The organism is Actinoplanes sp. CA-142083, assembly GCF_050942195.1.
In the GTDB taxonomy this organism is placed as follows: domain Bacteria; phylum Actinomycetota; class Actinomycetes; order Mycobacteriales; family Micromonosporaceae; genus Actinoplanes.
The window spans coordinates 4,201,289-4,219,340 of the sequence record NZ_CP192076.1 but is presented as its reverse complement, the minus strand read 5'-3'; the positions used below and the strand labels follow the sequence as shown (position 1 = coordinate 4,219,340).

Here is an 18,052-nt window from a genome sequence, read left to right as displayed (position 1 = left end):
ATCGACATAACGACTCCTAGATCGGGGGCGTCGCCCGGCCGCGCATGGCGTCCCAGACTCGGGAAGGGGTGAGCGGCATGTCGGCGTGCCGGATGCCGAACGGCTTGAGCGCGTCGACCACCGCGTTGACGATGGCCGGCGGCGAGCCGACCGTGGCCGATTCCCCCACGCCCTTCGCGCCGATCGGGTGGTGCGGCGACGGCGTGACCGTGTAACCGGTCTCCCAGTCGGGCACCTCGAGCGACGTGGGGATCAGGTAGTCCATCAGCGAGGCGCCGAGGCAGTTGCCGTCCTCGTCGAAGGCGATCATCTCCATCAGCGCCATGCCGACGCCGTCGGTGAGGCCGCCGTGGATCTGGCCCTCGATGATCATCGGGTTGATCCGGGTGCCGCAGTCGTCGACCGCGATGAAGCGGCGCACCTTGACCTGCGCGGTGCCCGGGTCGATGTCGACGACGCAGATGTACGCGCCGTGCGGGTAGGTCAGGTTCGAGGGGTTGTAGCAGATCTGCGCCTCGAGCCCGCCCTCCACGCCGTCCGGCAGGTCGCCGGCGCCGTGCGCGCGGAACGCCACGTCCTGGATGGTCACCGACTTGCCGGGGTCGCCCTTGACCTGGAACGCGCCCTTGACCCACTCGAGGTCGGCGACCGACACCTCCAGCATCGCCGAGGCGATCAGCTGCGCCTTGTCGCGGACCTTCCGGGCGACCAGCGCGGCCGCCGCCCCCGAGACCGGTGTCGAGCGGCTTCCGTACGTGCCGAGGCCGAACGGCGTCTGGTCGGTGTCCCCGTGCACGACCTCGATGTCGGCCGGCGGGATGCCGATCTCCTCGGCCACGATCTGCGCGAACGTCGTCTCGTGGCCCTGGCCCTGGCTCTGTACCGACAGCCGCACCACGGCCTTGCCGGTCGGGTGGATCCGCAGCTCACACCCGTCGGCCATGCCGAGGCCGAGGATGTCCATGTGCTTGCGCGGCCCGGCGCCCACCGCCTCGGTGAAGAACGCGATGCCGATGCCCATCAGCTCGCCCCGGGCCCGCTTCTCCTCCTGCTCCTTGCGCAGGTCGGCGTACCCGGCGATGTCCATGGCCAGGCGCATCGTGGGCTCGTAGTTGCCGGAGTCGTAGACCCAGCCGGTCTTCGTCTCGTACGGGAACTGCTCGGGTTGGATGAAGTTCTTCAGGCGCAGCTCGGCGGGATCCATGCCCAGCTCGTGCGCGAGACAATCGACGATCCGCTCGACCAGGTAGACCGCCTCGGTGATGCGGAACGAGCAGGCGTACGCGACACCGCCGGGCGCTTTGTTGGTGTAGACCGCGGTCATCTTGCAATACGCGGCCTGCAGGTCGTAGCTGCCGGTGAAGACGCCGAAGAAACCGGCCGGATATTTGACCGGCGCCGCCGTGCCGTTGAACGCGCCGTGGTCGGCGAGCACGTTCGTGCGAATGGCCAGGATCTTGCCGTCGCGGGTGGCCGCGATCTCGCCGCGCATGATGTAGTCGCGGGCGAACCCGGTGCTGATCAGGTTTTCCGAGCGGTCCTCCATCCATTTCACCGGCTTGCCGGTCAGGATGGAGCCGACGATCGCGCAGACGTACCCGGGGTAGATCGGCACCTTGTTGCCGAAACCGCCGCCGATGTCCGGCGCAATGACCTGGATCTTGTGCTCGGGAAGGCCGGCCACAATGGCGTAAAGGGTGCGGTGCGCGTGCGGCGCCTGGGTCGTCGACCAGAGCTTCAGTTTTCCTTCGACGGCGTCGAAATCGGCGACGGCGCCACACGTCTCCATCGGCGCCGGGTGCACGCGCGGATAAACAATGTCTTCCTGTACGACTACGTCAGCCGACGCGAATACCGCCTCGGTCGCGGCTTCGTCACCGGTCTCCCAGTCGAAGACGTGATTGTTCTCCTTGCCCTGCAGGTCGTCGCGGATCAGCGGCGCGTCCGGCTCGAGCGCCTTGCGGGCGTCGATGACCGGGTCGAGCACGTCGTACTCCACCTCGATGAGCTCGAGCGCGTCGCGGGCGGCGTACCGGTCCTCGGCGACGACGAAGGCGACCTCCTGGCCCTGGAACCGGACCTTGTCGGTGGCCAGCACCGCCTGCACGTCGTTGGAGAGGGTCGGCATCCAGGCCAGGCCCTTCTCGGCGAGCATCGCGCCCGTCACGACCAGCTTCACGCCCGGGGATGCCTCGGCGGCGCTGGTGTCGACGCTGAGGATCTTCGCGTGGGCGAACGGGCTGCGCAGGATGGCCAGGTGCAGCATGCCCGGGAGCTGCACGTCGTCGGTGTAGCGGCCGCGGCCCCGGAGGAAACGAGGGTCCTCCTTGCGCAGCATCCGGCCGAAGCCGACGGGCTTCTGGTCGTTGTCATGAAATTCCGTGAATTTCGGATCCTGCACTGTGGTCATGCCGGGATCTCCTTCGAGGAATGCACCGAAGCCCACCGCACGGAACGGACAATCGTCGAATACCCGGTGCAGCGGCAGATCTGCCCGGAGATCGCTTCACGGATCTCGGCGTCCGTCGGGTCGGGGTTGCGATCGAGCAGCGCCCGGCAGGTCATCATCATGCCCGGCGTGCAGAAGCCGCACTGCAGGCCGTGGCACTGCATGAAGCCCTCTTGGATCGGGTCCAGCTCGCCGTTGCGGGCAAGGCCTTCCACCGTACGGACCTCGTGGCCCCCGGCCATCGCGGCCAGCACGGTGCACGACTTGACGGGCTCGCCGTCCAGCCAGACCACGCAGGTGCCGCAGTTGCTGGTGTCGCAGCCCCAGTGGGTGCCGGTCAGGCCGAGCACGTCCCGCAGGAAGTGCACGAGCAGCAGCCGCCCCTCGATCTCCCGGGTGACCTCGACGTCGTTGACGGTCATCGTGACCTGCATCGGTTCAGCTCCTCGCCCGCTCGACGGCCTTGCGCAGGGTCCTTCGGGTCAACTCGTCCGCTAGGTGGCGCTTGTACTCCTCGCTGCCCCGCTGGTCGGTGACCGGGTCGCAGCTGCGCGCCGCGATCGCGCCGGCCCGTTCGAAAAGAGGCTCATCGGCGACCTGGCCGCGCATGATGTCCGAAATTTCAGGAATTCCGGTGGTATTTGGGCCGACAGCAGCGAGACCGACGCGGGCGTCCGCGATGGTCCCGTCGCCGTTGAGCCACACCGCCGCCCCGGCGCTGACGACCGCCCAGTCTCCCGCGCGCCGCTCGACCTTCTCGTAGGCGCTGCCGTGGCCAGGCCGGCGCGGCAACCGGATCTCGGTAAGGATCTCGTCGTCCCCGACCGCCGTCTCGTAAGGGCCGACGTGGAACTCCTTCATCGAGACGACCCGCTCGCCCCGGGGCCCGCGGATCACGCACTGCGCGTCGAGCGTCGTGCACACCGCCGACAGGTCCTCGCTCGGATCCGCCTGGCACAGCGACCCGCCGAGCGTCCCCCGGTTGCGCACCACCGGGTCGGCGATCACCCGCTCGGCCTCCCGGAAGATCGGGAACGCCGCCGCGAGCTCGTCCGACTCCAGCAGCTCGCGGTGCCGGGTCAGCGCGCCGACGCGTACGTCATCGGTGTTGATCTTGATGTAGCCGAGCTCCTCGTGAAGAGGGTTGATGTCGATCAAGTATTCGAAGTTCGCCAGTCGAAGCTTCATCATCGGCAGCAGGCTGTGCCCGCCCGCGACGAGCCGCGCTGAGCTACCCAGACGTTCCAGCAGTCCGATGGCATGGTCCACAGTGGTGGCGCGTTCATACTCGAACGGGGCCGGCACCTGCACGCTGCACCTCCCAAACTGAATTTTCCTCGCGGGGGCGGGGCCTGGTGAACCTCTCGCGCGCGGTGATCAATGTCAACAGCGACCTAAGGGATCTCTTAACTAGCCGTTGACGATCAGCCGCTCGATCACGGAGGGTTTGGGCGTGCGGGACATCGTTGACGGGCTGGTGGCATGGCGCGCGGAGGGCCTGGCGTTCGCCGTGGCCACCGTCGTGCGCACCTGGAGCTCGGCCCCCAGGCAGCCCGGCTCGGCCATGGCGGTCAACGAGCGCGGCGAGGTTCTCGGCAGCGTTTCCGGCGGGTGCGTGGAGGGCGCGGTCTACGCCGCCGCCGAGGAGGTCATCGAGACCAAAAAGGCACAGCAGCACACGTACGGCGTGAGCGACGGCGACGCGTTCGAGGTGGGGCTGACGTGCGGCGGGACGATCGAGGTCCTGGTCCAGCCGTGGGTGGCCCTCGCCGACCTCGACAACGTGCTCGCCGCCCTCGTCTCGGGCCAGCCGGTCGCGACCGTCTCGGTGGGCAACAACCAGATCGCGGTCTGGCCCTCCCACGTCGTCGGCTCGCTGGGCGACGCCGGCCTGGACCGGGCGGCCGAGCAGCAGGCGGCCGGGATGCTGTCGGCCGGCACCACCGGCGTGATCCACCTCGGCGCCCACGGTGAGCAGCGCCTCGCCGCCGTCGAGATCTTCGTGCAGACCTATCTGCCGCCGCCCCGCATGATTGTCTTCGGCGCGATCGACTTCGCCGGCGCGGTGGCCCGGATAGGCGGCTTCCTCGGCTATCACGTGACCGTCTGCGACGCGCGTCCGGTCTTCGCCACCCACAAGCGTTTCCCGTCGGCCGACGAGTTGGTCGTGCAATGGCCGCATCTCTACCTGGAGTCCACGGCGGTCGACGAGCGCACCGTGCTCTGTGTCCTCACCCATGACCCCAAGTTCGACGTGCCGCTCCTCGAGGTCGCGTTGCGCACGCCCGCCCGCTACATCGGCGTGATGGGCAGCCGCCGCACCCATTCCGACCGGATGCGCCGCCTGCGCGAGGCCGGCGTCTCCGAGGCCGCCCTGGCCCGGTTGTCCGCTCCGATCGGCCTGGACCTGGGCGCCCGCACCCCCGAGGAGACGGCGGTCGCGATCGCCGCCGAGATCGTCGCGTCGGCGTGGGGCGGGTCCGGTCTGCCCCTCACCGGGCTGGACGCCCCGATTCACGGGTAGCCGTCGGGGTGCAACCCGGCCCTTTCCCGCGGTTCCGCCGCCGCCGGCCCGATCTCGTCCTGCGGCCGCGCTTGCACCACCGGCGGCCGCCACCGCGCGGGGACGCCGAGTCCCGCCCACCGCGCGCGGTCCATGTCTCCGATGCGGAAGCTTCAGTGGGCGGGAGCGGGGGACCCCTTTTCACGCCGGCTCGCCGGCTTGGGGTGAAGTCGCCTTGGACGCGACGGGCCGCCTTCAGGCCCAACCCGACAGCTAACCTCGCAGGCGGTTGAAGGACCAAGGATCGCTTTGTCTGCCCGTCTCCGCTCTGCCATGCCCAAGTTCGTCCTACTCGCGGCGTTTGCTGCCCTCCTGCCCCTTCTGTTCGCCCCGTCCGTGGCCCACGCGGCACCCACTTCCCACGCGGCTTCCGCCTCCCGCGCGGCTTCCCTCGCCCGCACGGCGTCTGTGTCCCACGCCGCGCCCCGCGCCCGCGCGGCGTCTCTCGCCCACGCCGCGCCTCACGCCCGCGTGGCGTCGCTCTCGCCGGCCCAGGCCGCGTTGCTGCGCGGCAAGCTCATCATCGCGGCGGCCAGCGCCCAGCGCGGCAAGCCCTATCGCCGAGGCGCCGCCGGCCCGACCGCGTTCGATTGTTCGGGCTTGTCCGGCTACGCCTACCGTGCCGCCCACATCAGCCTGCCCCGCACCGCGAACGCCCAGTACCGCGCCGCCCGCCCGGTCAGCCGCGCCGCCGCCCGCCCTGGCGACCTGGTCTTCTGGGTGCACGGCCACCACGCCTACCACGTGGCCGTCTACGCCGGCGCCGGCCGCGTCTGGCACGCCCCGAAGCCGGGCGACCGCGTCCGCCTGGCCAAGATCTGGAACCCCCGCGAGGTCCGCTACGGCCGCATCGGCGCCTGATCACCCCCGCGGCGGGGCGCCCACGGCGGCGCCCTTCCGCGGCCCGGCACCACCGCGGCAAGGCACCCATCCCAGCGGGACGCTCATCGGCGCGCGGCTCCCCTCCCATCCCAGCGCGGCGCCCATCCCAGCTGCGCCAATCCCAGCGCGGCGTGGCGCCCATCCCAGCGCGGCGTGGCGCCCATCCCAGCGCGGCGTGGCGCCCATCCCAGCGCGGCGGGGCGCCCATCTCAGCGCGACGCGCACCGCGGCGCGGCAGCCATCGCGGCGCCCGTCCGCCGAGAGGGCGCCGGCCGGTCAGGCGTCCGCCGCGACCGGGTCCTCGGCCGGCTGTCTGGCCCGGCCCACCGCCGCCGCCAGTCGGTCCAGGCCGACCACGACCGCCCCCAGCGCCCCGAAGATCAGGGCGAGTTGCACGAACTGCAAGCCCACCCAGTCGTACCCGTGCTCCCCGGGGTCGAGGAAGAAATACGGGTACCGCACCGGCGCCGCCGGCAGCAGGCCGCCCCGCAGCTCGATCATCACGCCGTAGCCGAGCGGGTAGGCAATCCACAGTGGAATGTCCCGCCAGCGGACGATCCGGTGCGGCCCGAACGCCACCCAGTCGACGAGCACGAGCACCGGCACCACGTAGTGCACCAGGAACAGCGACCGGTTGGTCAGCGCCACGCCCGGGTCGGCGGCGGCCAGGCCCGGCAACGGGTTCTCGCCGTGGTTGAGCATGAAGTGCGAGATCAGGCAGGTGATCAGGATCCACAGCGTGACCGCGCCGCGCCACCGGGGCGCGGGCGGCTCGACCGTGTCCCGCTTGATCATCCAGTACAGGGCGCCCACGAAGTACGCGAGCGTCAGCAGGTTGCTCTGCGCGGTGAAGTAGATGAGCCGCTGCTCCGCCATGAGCAGCCCCGACGCGCCGCACGCGACGATGGCCGCGCGCAGCCAGAACTGGGGCCTCTGCCAGACCATTGCTACCGCCCGGTCGATCCGTCGATGAGTTCCCGCAGGATATCGGCGTGCCCCGCGTGCCGGGCCGTCTCCTCCAGCATGTGCCCGATGACGAACCGCAGATTGCAGCGCGGCTGCCCGTCGTCGCGCGCGAGCATCGCCTCGAGGTCCCCGTCGGTGAGCACCGGCGCGACGCGTTGCCATGCGGCCTCGTACGCGTCAATGGCCTCGCGCAAGGTGTCGCCCTCCCGGACCTCTTCGTCCGGGAGCGTGACGTCCTCGCCCGCGAAGCGCACGAGAAACCACGACAGCTCGGCCCACGTCAGGTGTTTGACCAGCCAGAGCAGGCTGGTCCCGCTGCCGACCGGCGATCGGCGCGCGTCCTCGTCGCCGACCCCGATCACCTTGCGCACCAGCGATTCCCGCTGAAACTGCAGGAGCCCGACCAGCGTGGCGCGCTCCCCCGTCACCGTCCGCGGCGGTCGTCGATCAGGCACGGCGGGCCACCAATCCGTTGCAGGCCACGTCCTCGATCGCGGGACGCGGCTGGGGTTCGTCGCCGGCGTGCCAGTGGGCGACCGAGGCCAGCCCCGGCTCGACGAGCTCGTGGCCGGCGAAGAACGCCGCGAACTCGGCGCCGTCGCGCGGCACGAAGCGGCCGCCCGGGTTCTGCGCGGTCAGCTGGGCTACCGCCGCCGGCGACACGTACTCCCAGGTCGCGTGGCTGGCCGCCACGTAGCTGCCGGGCGCGAGCGCGCCGATCAGCGTGCGCACGATGCCCTGGGGGTCCTCGTCGTCGCGGATGAAATGCAGCACCGCCGCCAGCATCAGCCCAACTGGCTCGCCCAGATCGAGCGTCGCCTTGAGCGCGGGGTGGTCAAGGATCGCGGCCGGCGAGCGCAGATCGGCCTCGATGTAGGCCCGTCCCTCGCCGCGCAGCGCAGCCGAATGCTCCTGCACCAGCGGATCGTTGTCGACGAAGACGACGCGGGCCTCCGCCGGCACGTTGCCGGCCACCCCGCCCGGCGCCGGGATCCCGGTGCCGATGTCGAGGAACTGCCGCACCCCTTGCGCCGCGACATAACGCGCCGCCCGCCCGAGGAACCGCCTGTTCTCCACCGCCATGAGCCGGATCGTCGGCATGGCCGCCTCGATCGCGTCCCCCGACGCCCGGTCGGCCTCGAAATGATGCTCGCCGCCGAGCCAGTAGTTGTACCGCCGCGCCGGATGCGCCACCGTCGTATCGATCATTGTCGGCAGTCTAGGCGCGGTAACCATCGAACAGTGGCCCGCCGGCCCGCTCCAAGATCTCGATGGCGAAGGCGGCCGGATCGTCGCGGGCCGCCAGCCAGCGCTCGGCGAGTTCCGGGTCGAGCTCGCGCAGCTCCCGCAGCAGCCATTTCCCGCCGCTGATCCACCGCCCGGCGAACGCCGGCGCGGCCCGCCCCGCCTCCGTCCACAACGCCGCCGCGATCACCGCGCGCTCGCCCGCATCGCCGGCGTACCGATAGTCGTCGAGCAGGTCGGTGAGGCCGTACCGCAGCCGGTCGCTCTCGGCGGCCGGCAGCGGCCCCGGCCCGTCGGCGAGCACCCGCGCGCAGCGGGCCGGCAGGTCGCCCGGATCGCCGGTCAGCACCACGCCACCGGCGAGCATGCGGTGCGTGCTCGGCTTGCGTTTTGCCAGCTCGCCGGCGAGAAACCCGGCCAGACGCTCCGGCGTGTGCACGAACAGCTCCACCGGCCAGCCCTTGTAGCGCAGGCTTTCCCGATACCCCGGTTCGTCGTCGCGCATGACGACGATGTCCAGATCGGACCCGGCCGTCCGATGCGCGGTGACCACGCTGCCGGTGAGCATGGCCCACGAGGCGTCGGGAAACCGGTCGTGAACCAGCTCGCGTGCAACGGTCACGGGGTCCACTTGATGGCCTTGACGACGTAGTAGGCGGGCAGGGCGCTCAGCCCCGCATAGAGCTCCGCCGCCGGCTCCTCGAAGAACGCCTCCAGCCGAAGGCCGGCGTTGACGAACGCCATCACCACGTCGCTGACGGGCCACACGAACGCGGAGAACGGCGGCGGATCCGGCTCGCCGCGCGCGCCGATCGGGCGCTTGGCGTCGTCCTGGACGGCGTTCGGCCGCTCCCGTCCGAAGTAGTCGCCGGCCAGCGTGAGCCCACCCTCGTGGACGGCCAGCACCTCCCACACCGGGTGATGGTCGCAGAGCAGCACGGCGCCGCCGGGTCGCAGCCGCGCCGCGACCATGCCGGCGAACGCGGCGAGGTCGGGCACCCAGCAGATCGCGCCCCAACTGAGATAGACCAGGTCGAGTTCGACGAGGTCGCCGGGCGGGCTCATCATGTCGGCCCGGCGGAAGTCGGCGGCGACACCCGCCTCGGCCGCGCGGGCCCGGGCCATCTCGATGGCCACATCGGAGATGTCCACGCCCGTCGCGGTCGCCCCGAGGTTGGCCCAGGACAACACCTCGTCCCCGCACGAGCACGCGAGCTGCACCACCCGACGGCCCGCCACGTCACCGGCAAGCCGCACCTCGAACTCCTCGAGCACACCCTCGCCCCGCCGGAAGCGCTCGATGGGGACACCGGACCGCTTGGCGGCGATCAGGTTCCAGCTGGACCGGTTGGCCTCGGTGATCTCAGAGCTCGCCCTGATAGGCCAGCACCCCCCGGTTGACCGCCGCGATCGCCTTGCGGGCCGCGTCGCGCACGCCGGTCGAGGACGCCGGGGCCTCCTTGATCTGGCCGAGCAGGTCGAGCACCTGCCGCGCCCAGCGCACGAAGTCGCCCGCCGGCATGTCGGCGTCGTAGTTGTGGCCGCTCGCCAGCACCCGGGCCAGCGGCTCGCCGCGGGCCCACCGGAACATCGGCCACACGAAACCCGGGTCGGGCTCGCGGGTCAGGGCCAGGCCGTGGTCGGACTCGTCGGCGGCGATCTCGCCCCACAGCTTGGTGCAGGCATCCACGGCCGCGGTGATCGGGCCCTTCGGCACCGAGGCCCGGTCGTCGCCCTCGCGGCGCGACTCGTACAGCACCATCGAGACGGCCGCGGCCAGCTCGTCGGGCTCCAGACCGTCCCAGACGCCCTGCCGCAGGCACTCGGCGACCAGCAGGTCGGCCTCGGACCAGATGCGGCCGAGCATGCGGCCCGCCTCGGTCACCTCACCATCGGGCGACAGGTAACCCCGATCGCCCAGCACCGCGCACACCTGGTCGAACGTGCGCGCCAGCGAACCGGTGCGGCCCGCGACCTTGTCGCGCAGGGCCTCGGTGTCGCGCAGCAGCCGGTGCCGCCGCTCGGCCCAGCGGGCGTGCTCCTCGCGGTCGGGGCAGGCGTGGCAAGGGTGCTGCCGCAGCCGCACCTTGAGCAGCGCGATCTCGGCGTCCTCGCCGGTGTTGCCCCCGCCGCCGCGGCGACCGCGCCGGCCGCCGCCGTGCCGGTCGAGGCCGGTCGCGGAGATCTGGGCGGCGAGGTCGCGGCGGGCCGACGGGTTGCGGTGGTTGAAATGCTTGGGTACGCGCAGGCGCTCGAGCACCTCCACCTCGCCCGGGAAGTCGGCCGGACTGACCCGCCCGGCCCACCTGTCCTGGGTCAGCACTAGCGGCCGCGGCTCGCCGAAGCCCCCGGTCGGCGCCTCCAGCACGACCGCGAGCCCGGCCCGCCGCCCCTGCGGCACCCGGATGACGTCGCCGACCCGCAGCCGCTCCAGCGAGGACACCGCCGCGGCCCGCCGCTGGTTGGCGCCCTGCCGGGCGAGCGCGCGCTCCCGGTCGGCGATGGCGACCCGGATCCCGAAGTACTCGTCGAAGTCGCCGTGGTGGCAGGCGGCGTCGTTCCCGTACGCCTCCATGGTGTCGACGTTGCGCTGCACCTGCCGGGCCAGGCCCACCACCGAGCGGTCGGCCTGGAACTGGGCGAACGACGACTCGAGCAGGTCGCGGGCCTTGTCGGCGCCGACCGTGCCGACCAGGTTGACCGCCATGTTGTACGAAGGGCGGAACGAGGAGCGCAACGGATAAGTACGCGTGGAAGCGAGCCCGGCGACGTGGCGCGGGTCGACCTCGGGGCTCCACAGCACGACGGCGTGGCCCTCGACGTCGATGCCGCGGCGGCCGGCCCGGCCGGTGAGCTGGGTGTACTCCCCCGGGGTCAGGTCGGCGTGCGTCTCGCCGTTGAACTTGACCAGCCGCTCGAGCACCACGCAGCGGGCCGGCATGTTGATGCCCAGGGCCAGAGTCTCGGTCGCGAAGACCGCCTTGACCAGCCCCTGCACGAAGCACTCCTCGACCGCCTCCTTGAAGGCGGGCAGCATGCCGGCGTGGTGGGCCGCGATACCCCGCTCGAGGCCGTCGAGCCACTCCCAGTAGCCCAGGACCGACAGGTCCTCCCGCGGGATGCCGGCCACCTTGGCGTCGGCGATGCGGCGGATCTCGGCGCGCTCGTCGGAGTCGGTCAGGCGCAGCCCGGCCGAGAGGCACTGCTGGACGGCCGCGTCGCAGCCGGCCCGGCTGAAGATGAACAGGATCGCCGGGAGCAGGCCCGACCGCTCGAGCCGGTCGACCACCTCGGGGCGCGGCGGCGGCTGCCAGCGCCGGGAACGCCCGCGATAGCCCGGCCCGTGCGACCGGTCGGTGAGCTCGAGCCGGCGCTCCATCTCACGCGTGTAGCGCAGCAGCTCGGGGTGCACGTCGTGCTTGCGGGCCGCGTCGGCGTCGTGGAACAGGTCGAACATGCGGCGGCCGACCAGCATGTGCTGCCACAGCGGGACCGGCCGGTGCTCGCTGACCACCACCTCGGTCTCGCCGCGCACGGTGACCAGCCAGTCGGCGAACTCCTCGTAATTGCTGACCGTCGCGGACAGCGAGACCAGGGTCACCGACGCCGGGAGGTGGATGATCACCTCCTCCCAGACCGCGCCGCGGAACCGGTCGGCGAGGTAATGCACCTCGTCCATCACCACATAGGCCAAGCCCTTGAGAGCGGCCGAGCCCGAATAGAGCATGTTGCGCAGGACCTCGGTGGTCATCACCACCACCGGGGCGTCGCCGTTTATCGCGTTGTCGCCGGTCAGCAGGCCGACCTTGTCGGGGCCGTAGCGCTCGACGAGGTCGTGATACTTCTGGTTGGACAGCGCCTTGATCGGGGTGGTGTAGAAGCACTTGCGCTCGCCCGCCCGCAGCGCGAGGTGCACGGCGAACTCGCCCACCACCGTCTTGCCGGCACCGGTCGGCGCGCAGACCAGCACCCCGCTGCCACGCTCGAGCGACTCGCACGCCGAGCGCTGGAAGTCGTCGAGGTCGAAGCCGACGTCGACCATGAAATCCTCGAGCGCCGGGAACGCCGCCCGCCGTTTGGATTGGGCATAGCGTTCGGCGGGACTTGTCATGACCACAACGCTACTTGCTGGGTATGACAACTCGCAGCACCGGCGGTGGCGTCTCACGGCTCCGGACCGGGTAGGTATCGTGCATCCGTGCCGGAAGCCGTGGAATCGACCGATCATCCTCCCCATCGGCCGTCCCGCCAGGTCGAGGCCGTGCTGTTCGATTTCCACGGCACGCTGGCCCAGGTGGAGGATCCGATCCAGTGGGTTCAGGCGGCCGCGGTGGCCTGCGGCCACGAGCTGGATCGGGGCCGGGCGACGACGCTCGCCGACCGCTTGGTGATGGCCGGCCGAGCTGGGGGACCACTTCCGGCCCGGGTGCCGCCCCATCTGGCGGAGCATTGGTCAGATCGAGATCTGTACGCGCACAGCCACCGCGCCGCCTACACGGGCCTGGCCGCCACCGTGACCACGGAGGTCGAGGGCCTCGCGGACGCCCTGTACGAGCGGCTGCTGGGCCCAGAGGGCTGGCTGCCCTACGCCGACACCGAGCCGACCCTGCGCACCCTGCACGACGCCGGCATCAAGGTGGCGGTGGTCAGCAACGTCGGCTTCGACATCCGTCCCCACTTCGACGCGTGGGGCCTCAATTCCATGATCGACGCGTACGCCTTGAGCTACGAGCTCGGCCGCATGAAGCCCGACCCGGCCATCTTCCTGCGGGCCTGCGGCATGCTCGGCGCCGACCCCGAGCGCACGCTGATGGTCGGCGACTCCCCCGCCGACGCCGGCGCGGTGAAGGCGGGCTGCGCGGCCCTGGTCCTGCCGGCCTCCGAGCCCGGCCGCCCCAACGGCCTCACCGCCGCCCTGGCCCTGGCCGGCTGCGGCGCCTGAGCCGGCCCGTAAGGCGTCAGGCGTAGGCGTCAGGCGTAGGCGTCAGGCGTAGGCGTCAGGCGTAGGCGTCAGGCGTAGGCGTCAGGCGTAGGCGTCAGGCGTAGGCGTCAGGCGTAGGCGTCAGGCGTAGGCGTCCAGCGCGAGGCCCTTGCGGATGCCGGCCTTGCGCTTCTCGGTGGGCGTCCGCTCGGCCGCCTCGCTCTTGGCGACGGTCGGCTCCGCCGACATCATCGCGGGCGCGGCGCCCTGGTCCGGCCGCTCGCCGCCCGTCGTCTCCGCGGCCTCGCCGGGCGGGACGGCCGCCTCGGCCATCGCCTTCAGCGTCGAGCGAGCGGTGTCGAAGGCGGTGGTGGCGAGCGACGCGGCGCCACTGAACGAGCGGAGCGAACTGAGCGACATGCTCTCAGGTTCGGCCGGACCCGGGATTTCTGACCGCGTGGGCCGCCGCGCAACCGGACCGCTACCGCAGCAGGCGCAGCGCCCCGGGGACGCAGGTGATCTCCAGCGGGAGCGGGCCGAGCCGCTCGCCGTCGGCGTACGCGATGATCCCGTCCGAGTGCAGGCGCACCTGCGTCGCCCGATATGTCCGCACCCGCGGGTCGGTCACGTGGGTGCCCCGACGTAAGCGCGGCTTCAACCGGGCCATCGCGGCGCGGGAAAGTGGCAGGGCCGTCACCACGTCGAGCAGGCCGTCCGAGGGGTCCGCCGCCGGGACAATCCGTAAACCGCCGCCGTAACTGGGACAATTACCAACGGCGACCAGCGTCCCCTCGAAGCCGTGGTCCACCCCGTCGATCTCCAGGGCGTACAGCCGGGGCCGCACCCGCGCCATCTCCAGAGCGATCGCCAGGTCGTACCGCCGCGGCCCGCGCGGCCACCGCATCCGGTTGGCCCGTTCGTTCACGATCGCGTCGAAGCCGGCGGCCAGCACGGCGCCGAACCAGCGCTTCTCCTCGTCGGTCCCCACCGCGCGGGCGAGATCGATCGGCGCGAAGGAGGAGGACTCGAGGGCGGAGGCGATCGCGGACGCCGCCGTCAGTGGATCGGGCGACACCCCGGTTCCGGCCGCGAAGTCGTTCCCGGTCCCGGCCGGCACCACGCCGAACGCGACCGGGCGGGACGCGGCGGCCTGCAGGGCGAGGTGCACCGTCCCGTCGCCGCCAACGGCCACCAGAGCCGCGCAGCCGTCCCCGACGGCCCGATGGCAGGCCTTCTCCGCCTCCTCCGCGGTTGACGCCTCCAGCAGCCGTACGGCGTGCCCGGCGGCCCCGAGCCGCCGCACCACCCCCGGAAGCAGACCGCGGTGCCGGCCGCGCCCCGCGCGGGGGTTGGCCAGCACCGCGATGTCACCGCTTGTCATGGCGGGCGACATTACTACGTCATGTCGTCGAAACGGCCCTCGAGCGGCAGCGGCTTGGTCACCGGCGCCGGGCCGTCGACCGGGCTGGGCGCCTCGATCGGATCGGCGGCGCCGACCGGGACCCGGTCGTCCTCGAGCGGCGAGATGGTGTCGTCGTCGAGGTCGGCGTAGATCTCCTTGCCACGGCCCTTGCGCCGGTCGTTGATGAAGCCGATGCCGACCGCGATGAAGTACAGCAACACCATGCAGGCGGCGAGCAGCGTCATGCCGAACGGGCCGGGGTCGGGGGTGGCGACCGCGGCGAACGCGAACGACAGGAAGATCACGATCCGCCACCAGCCGAGCAGCCGGCGGGCCGACACCACACCGGTGAAGTTCAGCATCAGCAGGATCAGCGGGAACTCGAAGGCCGCCCCGAACAGCAGAAGCATGCTCGAGACGAAGCCTAAATAGCTCCCGACTTCGAGTTTCGTCGGTTCGCCCAGGACGCCGGCCTCCATGATGAAGGCCAGGCTGTGGCCGACCACCAGGTAGGCCAGGACCGCGCCGACGATGAACAGCGGCGCCGCGATCGCGACGAAGATGTACGCCCACTTGCGCTCGTGCCGGTGCAGGCCGGGCGCGATGAACGCCCAGAGCTGGTAGAGCCAGACGGGAGCGCCGACGATGATGCCGACCCACAGCGCGATCTTGAGTCGGATGATCAGGCCGTCGCCGACGCCGAGCACCAGGAAGTCGCAGTAGGTCGTGCCGTCGGTCCGCGTGGACCAGGACGACGGCAGATCGCAGTACGGCTCCTTGAGCAGGCCGAAGACCCAGTTCGACAGGATGAAGCCGACAATCAGGCCGACCACCAGGCCGAGCGAGGCCACGAACAGCCGGTTACGAAGCTCCCGGATGTGGTCGATGAGCGTCATCGAGCCGTCGGCGGCCTGCTGGAACTTGCTGGGCCGCCCCTGACGGCGAAGGGTCAGCGCCATGACCGGCTGTCAGCGGTCGTTGGTGCGCTGCACCGGGTCCACGTACGGCTGGGCCTGTGGCTGCGCGGGCGGCGGCTGGTAGGCCTGCGCCTGCGGCGGCTGCACGTCGCCCTGCAGGGGCTGGCGGTGGTACTCGGGCTCGGCCTTCTCCGCGACGTTGTTGTTCTCGTCGATGAGGCCCTTCGTCTCCGCCTTGATGATGCGCAGCGAACGGCCGAGCGACCGGGCCGCGTCGGGAAGTCGCTTCGCGCCGAACAGCAGCACGAGGACGACCACGAAGATGGCGATGTGCCATGGCTTGAGGGCACCCATGGGAGAACTCCAGTCGGTCGGATCAAGTTGTGCGGGGTCCATCGTACGTGGCAATTCTGGTGAAGTAGCCCACGGGACCCGGCCGGATTCACACGAAGTCTTGGACAACGAGGAAGGAACGCCGCACGCTACCGTCGCCGGACAAGATCTGTAAAGGCTACTTCCGGTGCGGGACCTTGGCCTCCACCTGCGCGACCGTCTCCTGCAGGGCCAGCATCCTCTCCTGGAGTTTCAGCGCCTCGGCCTGGGCGCGCTGGAGTTTCGCCGCGGCCCGGCGCAGGCCGCCCAGCTTGCCGAGCAGCGGCGCCGCCGAGGCGACCAGGATGATCAGCGCGACCACGACAACGGCGATCCAGACCCAGAGCAGCACGGCAGCCACCCTACCGGGCCGGCGAGCTGTACTGGTCGAGCGCGGCCGTGGCCTGCTGCCGGATCCGCTCGAGCAGCTCGGGCGGCCCGATCACGGTGACGTCCGGTCCGAGCCCGAGCAGCAGCCGCTGCGCCCAGCCCAGGTCGGTGATCCGCATGGTCACGACCCACTCGGACGAGGACGCCGAGCGGCGGACCTCCTCCACCGGGTAGTACTCGGTGATCCACCGGCTGTGCCGCCCGATCCGCAGCGTCATCAGCGGCAGGTCGGCGGTGGGCCGGAAGACCCCGTCGCTGACGTCCTGCGGCGACGCCTCGGCCGGCGGCGCCGACAGCTCGTCCAGCTCGGCGAACGCGTCGATCCGGTCGACCCGGAACATCCGGACCGCCTCGGCCCGCCGGCACCAGGCCTCCAGGTACGCCCGGCCGCCCACCATCAGCACCCGCATCGGGTCCACCACCCGCGACGTGGTCTCGTCCCGGGCCGCCGTGTAGTAGGTCATCTCCAGCGCGTGGCCGCCCTCGACCGCGGACCGGACCTTGTCGAGCTTCTCGGCGTTGGCCGGCAGTTTCACCGCGACCGGCGCGTCGGCGAGGTCGCCGGCCGCGCTCTCGATCTTGGCGAGGGCCCGCTCGATCACGTCGCGGGTGCCGGTGCCGGGTGTCTCGGCCAGCATCCTCAGCGCCACCACCAGGGCGAGCGCCTCGTCCTGGTTCAGGCGCAGGGGGCGGTTGATGCCGGCGTCGTGGCTGATCGTCACCCGGTCGCCGTCGAGCGCCATGTCGATGAGGTCGCCCGGGCCGTACCCGGGAAGCCCGCACACCCAGAGCAGCTCGAGGTCCTCGCGCAGCTGCTTCTCGCTGATGTCGAAGTCGGCGGCGGCCTCGGAGATCAGGATCCCGGGGCGGGCGAGCAGGTAGGGCACGAGGTTGAGCAGCCGGCCGAGGCGGTCGACGGACGGCTTCGGGCTGGTCATGCCGCCACTCCCTCGTGCCGGGCCATGACCTCCTTGAGGTGCTGGATCACCGCGTCCCGCACCTCGGGCGGTCCCTCGACGTAGACGTCCGGGCCGTAACCGGCGAGGGTCGCGGCGAGACGCTCGGCGTCCGCGTAGGGCAGGACGAGCCGATCGCCGGACGGGTCCGGCTGGGTGGACACGGCCCACCGGCGCAGGCCCGCCGCGCGGCCGTGGCGGGCCACGACGGAAGCCCGGCCGGTGTGCTGGTGCGGGCCGTCCCACCCGGCGACGTGGCTGATCAGATCCTCGTTCGCGGGCGGTGTGAACGCGCCCGGCCGCCCGACCGGCCGCACGTTGCCGACGATGCGGGAGAGGCGGAAGCAGCGGGTGGCGTTCCGGTCGCGGTCGTGGCCCACCACGTACCAGCGGCCGCGCCAGCAGACCACGCCCCACGGCTCGAGTCGGCGGGTGGCGGGCTCGTCGACCTCGGGCACCCGGTAGCTGAACGTCACCGCGCGGCGGTCACGGGCCGCGCTGGTCAGCGGCCCGAAGGCGGGGTCGACGGTGACGACCGGCTCGACGCCGAGCGTGGCCTGCGGGTCGACCTCGACGCCGGCGGCGCGCAGCTTGGCCAGCCCCGACGAGGCGGCCGCGGCGAGGCCGGCGTGCTGCCAGAGGCGGGCCGCGATGCCCACCGCGGCGGCCTCGTCGGGCTCGAGGAGGATGTCGGGCAGGGAATACTCGCGGCTGGCGATACGGTAGCCCGGCTCCTGGTCGAAGACGCTGGCCGTACCCGTCTCCAGCGGCACGCCGAGCTCGCGCAGCTCGGCCTTGTCCCGCTCGAACTTGCGCTGGAAGGCCTCGTGGTCGCGCGGGTCCTCGGGGTCGTGCTCGTAACCCGGCACGGTCGCGGCGATCTGCGCGGCGGTCAGGAACCGTCGCGTGGACAGCAGGCAGATCACGAGATTGACCAGGCGCTCGGTGCGGGTGCGCGACACGAGAGGCAACGCTAGCAGCCATCCGCC

At 71.5% G+C, this 18,052-nt stretch carries 19 protein-coding genes and 1 riboswitch; of the genes, 3 read left to right on the top strand and 16 right to left on the bottom strand.

All coding sequences use genetic code 11. From position 1 onward, the window contains the following. Positions 1-16: 16 nt before the first annotated feature. The 3 genes from ACQPZX_RS19305 to ACQPZX_RS19295 are packed head-to-tail and all read right to left on the bottom strand — an operon-like array spanning position 17 to position 3,718. Positions 17-2,410: an aerobic carbon-monoxide dehydrogenase large subunit gene (locus ACQPZX_RS19305; protein ID WP_433382612.1), complete on the bottom strand. Its 2,394-nt coding sequence runs from the start codon at positions 2,408-2,410 to the stop codon at positions 17-19. Then, entirely contained in the window at positions 2,407-2,883 is a 477-nt protein-coding gene (locus ACQPZX_RS19300) for a (2Fe-2S)-binding protein (protein WP_433382610.1), read from the bottom strand. The genes ACQPZX_RS19305 and ACQPZX_RS19300 overlap by 4 nt, the downstream gene beginning before the upstream one ends. A gap of 4 nt (positions 2,884-2,887) precedes the next feature. Next, positions 2,888-3,718, bottom strand: coding sequence for an FAD binding domain-containing protein (locus tag ACQPZX_RS19295; RefSeq protein ID WP_433385323.1), 831 nt, complete (start codon positions 3,716-3,718; stop codon positions 2,888-2,890). A 184-nt stretch (positions 3,719-3,902) separates the two neighbouring features. Here ACQPZX_RS19295 and ACQPZX_RS19290 point away from each other — a divergent pair, with 184 nt between their 5' ends. Together ACQPZX_RS19290 and ACQPZX_RS19285 are read left to right on the top strand one after the other, a co-directional pair. Further along, positions 3,903-4,973 carry an XdhC family protein gene (locus ACQPZX_RS19290; RefSeq protein ID WP_433382608.1) on the top strand — a complete coding sequence of 357 codons (1,071 nt, stop codon included), beginning with the start codon at positions 3,903-3,905 and terminating at the stop codon, positions 4,971-4,973. 132 nt (positions 4,974-5,105) lie between these two features. Continuing rightward, positions 5,106-5,255, top strand: a riboswitch (cyclic di-AMP (ydaO/yuaA leader). Between the two features lie 228 nt (positions 5,256-5,483). Further along, on the top strand, positions 5,484-5,873 hold the full coding sequence (locus tag ACQPZX_RS19285) for a C40 family peptidase (protein ID WP_433382606.1): 390 nt from the start codon (positions 5,484-5,486) through the stop codon (positions 5,871-5,873). Between the two features lie 297 nt (positions 5,874-6,170). On the opposite strand, the gene ACQPZX_RS19280 is transcribed toward ACQPZX_RS19285, so the two are convergent. The 6 genes from ACQPZX_RS19280 to ACQPZX_RS19255 form a co-directional block, all read right to left on the bottom strand. After that, the gene (locus tag ACQPZX_RS19280; RefSeq protein ID WP_433382605.1) at positions 6,171-6,839 is read right to left on the bottom strand and encodes a Pr6Pr family membrane protein; all 669 of its coding nucleotides are present in this window, start codon (positions 6,837-6,839) and stop codon (positions 6,171-6,173) included. A gap of 2 nt (positions 6,840-6,841) precedes the next feature. Continuing rightward, a complete protein-coding gene (locus tag ACQPZX_RS19275) occupies positions 6,842-7,315 on the bottom strand; it encodes a DinB family protein (RefSeq protein ID WP_433382603.1) in 474 nt (157 codons plus the stop codon). Continuing rightward, a complete protein-coding gene (locus ACQPZX_RS19270; protein ID WP_433382601.1) occupies positions 7,308-8,069 on the bottom strand; it encodes an SAM-dependent methyltransferase in 762 nt (253 codons plus the stop codon). Before ACQPZX_RS19270 ends, ACQPZX_RS19275 begins: the two co-directional genes overlap by 8 nt. Positions 8,070-8,079: 10 nt before the next feature. Further along, complete coding sequence (locus ACQPZX_RS19265) at positions 8,080-8,727, bottom strand: nucleotidyltransferase domain-containing protein (RefSeq protein WP_433382599.1); 648 nt, start codon at positions 8,725-8,727, stop codon at positions 8,080-8,082. After that, on the bottom strand, positions 8,724-9,380 hold the full coding sequence (locus tag ACQPZX_RS19260) for a class I SAM-dependent methyltransferase (protein WP_433382598.1): 657 nt from the start codon (positions 9,378-9,380) through the stop codon (positions 8,724-8,726). The genes ACQPZX_RS19265 and ACQPZX_RS19260 overlap by 4 nt, the downstream gene beginning before the upstream one ends. Before the next feature lie 88 nt (positions 9,381-9,468). Beyond that, positions 9,469-12,216: a DEAD/DEAH box helicase gene (locus tag ACQPZX_RS19255; RefSeq protein ID WP_433382596.1), complete on the bottom strand. Its 2,748-nt coding sequence runs from the start codon at positions 12,214-12,216 to the stop codon at positions 9,469-9,471. An 87-nt stretch (positions 12,217-12,303) separates the two neighbouring features. Between ACQPZX_RS19255 and ACQPZX_RS19250 the strand changes: the two genes are divergently transcribed. After that, entirely contained in the window at positions 12,304-13,047 is a 744-nt protein-coding gene (locus ACQPZX_RS19250) for an HAD family hydrolase (protein WP_433382594.1), read from the top strand. 120 nt (positions 13,048-13,167) lie between these two features. Here ACQPZX_RS19250 and ACQPZX_RS19245 read toward each other — a convergent pair whose 3' ends face one another. The 7 genes from ACQPZX_RS19245 to ACQPZX_RS19215 form a co-directional block, all read right to left on the bottom strand. Next, positions 13,168-13,446, bottom strand: coding sequence for a hypothetical protein (locus ACQPZX_RS19245; protein ID WP_433382592.1), 279 nt, complete (start codon positions 13,444-13,446; stop codon positions 13,168-13,170). A gap of 61 nt (positions 13,447-13,507) precedes the next feature. Continuing rightward, positions 13,508-14,407, bottom strand: coding sequence for a diacylglycerol kinase family protein (locus ACQPZX_RS19240; protein WP_433382590.1), 900 nt, complete (start codon positions 14,405-14,407; stop codon positions 13,508-13,510). A 14-nt stretch (positions 14,408-14,421) separates the two neighbouring features. Further along, positions 14,422-15,387 carry a twin-arginine translocase subunit TatC gene (gene tatC / locus ACQPZX_RS19235; RefSeq protein ID WP_433382588.1) on the bottom strand — a complete coding sequence of 322 codons (966 nt, stop codon included), beginning with the start codon at positions 15,385-15,387 and terminating at the stop codon, positions 14,422-14,424. Positions 15,388-15,396: 9 nt separating this feature from the next. After that, positions 15,397-15,699 (bottom strand): Sec-independent protein translocase subunit TatA, encoded by a 303-nt coding sequence (gene tatA, locus ACQPZX_RS19230; RefSeq protein WP_433382586.1) that lies wholly within the window; start codon positions 15,697-15,699, stop codon positions 15,397-15,399. A gap of 157 nt (positions 15,700-15,856) precedes the next feature. Then, positions 15,857-16,069 carry a hypothetical protein gene (locus ACQPZX_RS19225; RefSeq protein ID WP_433382585.1) on the bottom strand — a complete coding sequence of 71 codons (213 nt, stop codon included), beginning with the start codon at positions 16,067-16,069 and terminating at the stop codon, positions 15,857-15,859. A gap of 10 nt (positions 16,070-16,079) precedes the next feature. Continuing rightward, the gene (locus ACQPZX_RS19220; RefSeq protein ID WP_433382583.1) at positions 16,080-17,045 is read right to left on the bottom strand and encodes a helix-turn-helix transcriptional regulator; all 966 of its coding nucleotides are present in this window, start codon (positions 17,043-17,045) and stop codon (positions 16,080-16,082) included. Next, entirely contained in the window at positions 17,042-18,025 is a 984-nt protein-coding gene (locus ACQPZX_RS19215; protein ID WP_433382581.1) for a helix-turn-helix transcriptional regulator, read from the bottom strand. The genes ACQPZX_RS19220 and ACQPZX_RS19215 overlap by 4 nt, the downstream gene beginning before the upstream one ends. Between the last annotated feature and the right edge of the window lie 27 nt (positions 18,026-18,052).

What these genes read in the sequence shown, in the direction of transcription:
- ACQPZX_RS19305 (WP_433382612.1), bottom strand. Translation starts at nt 2,410, where the DNA reads ATGACCACAGTGCAGGATCCGAAATTCACGGAATTTCATGACAACGAC.
- ACQPZX_RS19300 (WP_433382610.1), bottom strand. Translation starts at nt 2,883, where the DNA reads ATGCAGGTCACGATGACCGTCAACGACGTCGAGGTCACCCGGGAGATC.
- ACQPZX_RS19280 (WP_433382605.1), bottom strand. Translation starts at nt 6,839, where the DNA reads ATGGTCTGGCAGAGGCCCCAGTTCTGGCTGCGCGCGGCCATCGTCGCG.
- ACQPZX_RS19270 (WP_433382601.1), bottom strand. Translation starts at nt 8,069, where the DNA reads ATGATCGATACGACGGTGGCGCATCCGGCGCGGCGGTACAACTACTGG.
- ACQPZX_RS19255 (WP_433382596.1), bottom strand. Translation starts at nt 12,216, where the DNA reads ATGACAAGTCCCGCCGAACGCTATGCCCAATCCAAACGGCGGGCGGCG.
- ACQPZX_RS19245 (WP_433382592.1), bottom strand. Translation starts at nt 13,446, where the DNA reads ATGTCGCTCAGTTCGCTCCGCTCGTTCAGTGGCGCCGCGTCGCTCGCC.
- ACQPZX_RS19240 (WP_433382590.1), bottom strand. Translation starts at nt 14,407, where the DNA reads ATGACAAGCGGTGACATCGCGGTGCTGGCCAACCCCCGCGCGGGGCGC.
- tatC (WP_433382588.1), bottom strand. Translation starts at nt 15,387, where the DNA reads ATGGCGCTGACCCTTCGCCGTCAGGGGCGGCCCAGCAAGTTCCAGCAG.
- tatA (WP_433382586.1), bottom strand. Translation starts at nt 15,699, where the DNA reads ATGGGTGCCCTCAAGCCATGGCACATCGCCATCTTCGTGGTCGTCCTC.
- ACQPZX_RS19220 (WP_433382583.1), bottom strand. Translation starts at nt 17,045, where the DNA reads ATGACCAGCCCGAAGCCGTCCGTCGACCGCCTCGGCCGGCTGCTCAAC.